Genomic DNA, 5222 nt, shown 5'->3' on the forward strand with positions numbered 1-5222 from the left:
CTAGAGCACATAGCACAAGAGTGCAAACATTCTGATTCTTTTAGAGAAATGTCCGCCGTAACTAAAAATAAATCACCATTGTTACTAACTGCTTGCCGCTACTACCGTTATCCGGTTCCTTTCCATTACATTGAGAGTTGGTTAATAGATTTTTTACAAGCACAACAACCAAAATCAGGACACCCAACTGCCCAGACAGAATCAATCAATGGGTAGGCTTTAGTTGGCAACAACATTAAGGCTTCGAACCTTGAGAGAAACATTTCCGAAATAACGTAAGAAAGACGCCCTAAGGCGTCTTTCTTTTATCTGGAGTCTGGAGCTAACCGGTTGAGAGCTTTCCCCCTCCCCACCTTACCCCGCCCCAATCAAATCGGGGTAATGGAAGTGATATGGGCATCCCCGTCCAGTGATTTGAAGATCTGCACCACGGCTTCGCCATGGATCGGTTTGGCAAGCGGCACAGTGCTCTTGCACTTGAAGCGGTAGTTGGTGCCAGCCACCACTTGAGTGGAGACTTCAAAGGGTACGTACTGCACCCCGACAAATCCTTTCAGCGCCTGATCAAATACCGCCTGATCCTCGGCGGTCAGCTTGTGATATGCGGTCCATCCACCCACCAACACTGCTTGTTCTGACATATCAAACTCTCCGTGCTCTATGATCCCGACTCGTTTGGCCGTTCGGGCTGCGCCCCGTTGATTCAAGTGGTTTCCGGTCTCCACTGGGGTGTCATCACTGCCGGTTGACGCGATGACGATGGGCAAATTTACGCAGCTATCTGCAACTGGCTCAGCCCTCCCCCCAGCCACAAGCCGCTGTTGACAGCGGGCTCAATTGGCATGAGAGAGCCTAGTGCGGGATGGCAAAAATGCCCCTGTCACATATGACAGGGGCAAGGTGGCAAAAAAGCTGCTCGAAAAAGAAGATGTGTGGCGCAAACGATTGAGAAAAGAAAAGACGCCTCAAGGGCGTCTTTTTGCATTTTTATGCTCGAAGGGCAGAACGGCGCGAGCCGCTTATTCCCATTCGATGGTTGCGGGCGGCTTGCCGGATACGTCGTACACCACGCGGGAGATACCGTTGATCTCGTTGATGATGCGGTTCGATACGTGACCGAGGAAGTCGTACGGCAGATGTGCCCAGTGGGCGGTCATAAAGTCGATGGTCTCGACGGCGCGAAGCGCAATGACCCAGTCATATTTGCGACCATCGCCCATCACGCCAACGGAGCGCACCGGCAGGAAGACGGCGAACGCCTGGCTGACCTGGTTGTAGAGGTCGGCTTTGCGCAGCTCTTCGATAAAGACCGCATCGGCGCGGCGCAGAATATCGCAGTACTCTTTCTTCACTTCGCCAAGGACGCGCACGCCCAGACCCGGGCCCGGGAACGGGTGACGGTAGAGCATGTCGTAAGGCAGACCCAGCTCAAGACCAACGCGGCGCACTTCGTCTTTGAACAGCTCGCGCAGCGGCTCGACCAGACCCATCTTCATCTCTTCCGGCAGGCCGCCGACGTTGTGGTGAGACTTGATGACGTGGGCTTTGCCGGTCTTGCTGGCGGCGGATTCGATAACGTCCGGATAGATGGTGCCTTGTGCCAGCCACTTGGCGTTTTTCAGCTTTTTCGCTTCGTCGTCGAACACTTCAACGAAGACGCGGCCGATGATCTTGCGCTTGGCTTCCGGCTCGTCAACACCGGCCAGGGCAGAGAGGAAGCGATCTTCGGCTTCAACCTTGATGATGTTCAGACCAAAGTGGTCACCAAACATCTCCATCACCTGCTCGCCTTCGTTCAGACGCAGCAGGCCGTTGTCCACGAAGACGCAGGTCAGGCGATCGCCGATGGCGCGGTGCACCAGCATGGCGACCACGGAGGAGTCGACACCGCCCGAGAGGCCGAGGATCACTTCATCGTCACCCACCTGCTCGCGGATGCGGGCAACGGCGTCGTCGATGATGGTGGCCGGGGTCCAGAGGCATTCGCAGCCGCAGATGTCTTTGACGAAGTGCTCCAGCATGCGGGCACCCTGACGGGTGTGGGTCACTTCCGGGTGGAACTGCACGCCATAGAAGCGCTTGGCCTCACACGCCATGGCTGCGTGGGGGCAGGTCGGGGTCTGGGCGATGGTGGTGAAGTCGGCCGGAATGGTGGTGACCTTGTCACCGTGGCTCATCCAGACATCCAGCAGGGCATTGCCGTTGTCGGCGATGGCATCTTCGATGTTGCGCAAGAGGGCGCTGCTCTTGCCAGCCTCGCCCAGCACTTCCACCTTGGCGTAACCGAATTCACGCTCGGTGGAGGATTGCACCTTGCCACCCAGCTGCTCGGCCATGGTCTGCATGCCGTAGCAGATGCCGAACACAGGGACACCGGCGTTGAACACATACTCGGGGGCGCGCGGGCTGCCCGCTTCGGTGACGGACTCGGGGCCGCCGGAGAGGATGATGCCGCTCGGATTGAATTCGCGGATCTGCTCTTCGGTTACGTCCCAGGCCCACAGTTCGCAGTAAACGCCGATTTCGCGCACACGGCGGGCGATCAGCTGGGTGTACTGGGAACCGAAGTCGAGGATAAGGATACGGTGCTGGTGAATGTCTTTAGTCATTTTATTCCTGCATCAGGCTGATGTTGTCACAAAGGGCACGGGATAAAAAAAGGGTGGAAAAACGGGGCGCAGGGCCCCGTTTTATCAGCCCATCCGATAGTTGGGGGCTTCTTTGGTAATGGTCACATCGTGGACGTGGGACTCTTTCATCCCGGCGCCGGAGATGCGCACAAATTCAGCTTTGGTGCGCATGTCGTCGATGGTGGCGCTGCCGGTCAGGCCCATGGAGGAGCGCAGGCCGCCCATCTGCTGGTGGATGATCTCTTTGAGGCGGCCCTTGTACGGCACGCGACCTTCGATGCCTTCCGGCACCAGCTTGTCGGCGGCGTTGTCGGTCTGGAAGTAGCGGTCGCTGGAGCCTTTGGACATGGCGCCCAGAGAACCCATTCCACGGTAGGATTTGAAAGAGCGGCCCTGATAGAGCTCGATCTCGCCCGGCGCTTCTTCAGTACCGGCGAACATGGAACCTACCATGACGCAGCTGGCGCCCGCGGCGATGGCCTTGGCGATGTCGCCGGAGAAGCGGATACCGCCATCGGCAATCACCGGAATACCGGTGCCTTCCAGCGCGTCAACGGCGTCGGAGATGGCAGTGATCTGGGGCACACCGACACCGGTCACGATACGGGTAGTACAGATGGAGCCCGGGCCGATACCGACCTTGACGGCGTTGACACCGGCAGCAGCCAGCGCCTTGGCGCCCGCGGCGGTCGCCACGTTGCCACCGATGATCTGCAGATCCGGATAGGCATCGCGAGTGGCCTTGATGCGATCCAGCACGCCCTGGGAGTGGCCGTGGGAGGAGTCGATCAGCAGCACGTCAACACCGGCTTCCACCAGCGCGGCGACGCGCTCTTCGTTACCGGCACCGGCACCGACCGCAGCACCGACCCGCAGACGACCCTTGTCATCTTTACAGGCGTGGGGCTTGCGCTCGGCTTTCTGGAAATCTTTAACGGTGATCATGCCCTTGAGTTTGAAATCGCCGTTCACCACCAGCACTTTTTCAATACGGTGCTTTTGCATCAGGGCAACCACCTCTTCACGAGGGGCCCCTTCACGCACTGTGACCAGACGATCTTTCTGGGTCATGATCTGTTCAACGGTCTGGGAGAGGTCAATCACGAAGCGCACGTCACGGCCGGTGATGATACCGACCAGCTGATTGCCGTCAGTCACCACGGGGTAACCGGCGAAGCCATTCTTGTGGCTCAGCTCCTTGATTTGGGCGATGGTCATGTCAGGGCGCACGGTGACGGGGTCAGTGACCACGCCGCTCTCGTACTTCTTGACCTTGCGCACTTCGGCAGCCTGCTGCTCGATGGACATGTTCTTGTGGATAAAGCCGATACCGCCTTCCTGGGCCAGTGCGATAGCCAGACGGGCTTCGGTCACTGTGTCCATGGCAGCGGAGATCATCGGGATGTTCAAGCTGATGGCGGAGGTCAGCTTGGTACGCAGATCGGCAGTATTGGGAAGAACTTCGGAGTGGGCGGGAACCAACAGTACATCGTCGAAGGTTAACGCTTCTTTGGCAATCCTGAGCATGGCAATATCTCACCGTTGAGGAAGTGGGGGTGTAAAATATTGCCGACGAAGTTTACTCACGGATTGGTCACTGGTAAAGAAGTTTTTTGAATTTTTTATGGCGTAGCCCTCATTTAGGAGGCCAAAACGCCAAAAAACCAAGATTATCAGTACGAAAAGCGCCATTTCGGGGCAAAAGAGTTGGCTAACCGGTGATTTATGCAAAACCGGTAGGTGCCGACGCGGCGCAACCCCCATGCAAAGGGATGGTCGACAGGGGCTCAGGGGCAAACGGCTTCTGCCCCCCTCCCCTTGTCTTGTGTCCTTGTATTGTCTCTTGCCCTCGCGGCGACCACTCGCACCGGTATCATTATCTTCTCAATGTCCTTTACTCGGTCTGGATAATAAATTTAGCCCGCTGCCAATATATATTTTCTGGCACAACAAGGGTTGCCTCTCTTTGTTATTTTCGCCCCACCATCCGCAGCAAGGTATTATCTTTATCCAGCAGATGATGTTTCAACGCCCCGACAATGTGCACCAACAAAAATGCCAGCATGACATATGGCAAATAAATATGGATTGTGTGGGCAATATCCCGAACGGATTCACTGAATGGAATCACGTTGGCAGGATCATGAATATCTGGATTCATCGGGATAATAGACCAGCCAAATATCGCGACACCTCGGCCAGCCGCTGCGGAATAACAGAGACCGGACACCGGAATAAGCAGCGTTGAAATCAGCAACCCCCAGTGGATCGCCCTGGCTGCCAATGCCTCGTAAACAGGATATTGACGAACAGGCTCAGGCCACCCTTTAACAAGGCGGAGAATGGCGCGGGGCAGGATCAAGATCAGTGCAATCACCCCCAGAGATTTATGCAGGGCATAGAGATCCCATATTTCAAATTTAACCATCAGATAGCCCACAAGGGTCAGGCCAATCATCAGCAAGGCAACCGACCAGTGCAGCAAACGGGTCGTCAAACTTAAGCGGATTGAGGGATTCATAAGCTACTCCAAACAGGGGGCGAGTAAACGTTGGTCAAGATGGTGGCGCCGTGAACATCAGCAACACCTAA

General features: G+C 56.3%; 5 protein-coding genes. 1 reads left to right on the forward strand and 4 read right to left on the reverse strand.

All coding sequences use genetic code 11. The features are described from left to right. The coding region (locus tag VF684_RS20680) for a hypothetical protein (RefSeq protein ID WP_440174386.1) at positions 1-216 on the forward strand (216 nt) is incomplete at its 5' end. 152 nt (positions 217-368) lie between these two features. Here VF684_RS20680 and VF684_RS20685 read toward each other — a convergent pair. The 4 genes from VF684_RS20685 to VF684_RS20700 form a co-directional block, all read right to left on the reverse strand. Further along, positions 369-641, reverse strand: a complete 273-nt coding sequence (locus VF684_RS20685; RefSeq protein WP_005337011.1) for a hypothetical protein — start codon at positions 639-641, stop codon at positions 369-371. Between the two features lie 378 nt (positions 642-1019). Beyond that, complete coding sequence (gene guaA / locus VF684_RS20690; RefSeq protein ID WP_129504193.1) at positions 1020-2609, reverse strand: glutamine-hydrolyzing GMP synthase; 1590 nt, start codon at positions 2607-2609, stop codon at positions 1020-1022. An 84-nt stretch (positions 2610-2693) separates the two neighbouring features. Continuing rightward, complete coding sequence (guaB, locus tag VF684_RS20695) at positions 2694-4157, reverse strand: IMP dehydrogenase (protein ID WP_005345006.1); 1464 nt, start codon at positions 4155-4157, stop codon at positions 2694-2696. Between the two features lie 442 nt (positions 4158-4599). Further along, positions 4600-5151 (reverse strand): cytochrome b, encoded by a 552-nt coding sequence (locus VF684_RS20700; protein ID WP_058057462.1) that lies wholly within the window; start codon positions 5149-5151, stop codon positions 4600-4602. Between the last annotated feature and the right edge of the window lie 71 nt (positions 5152-5222).

Source organism: Aeromonas sp. Lyrl_2, from assembly GCF_051948815.1.
Classification (GTDB): Bacteria; Pseudomonadota; Gammaproteobacteria; order Enterobacterales; family Aeromonadaceae; genus Aeromonas; species Aeromonas veronii.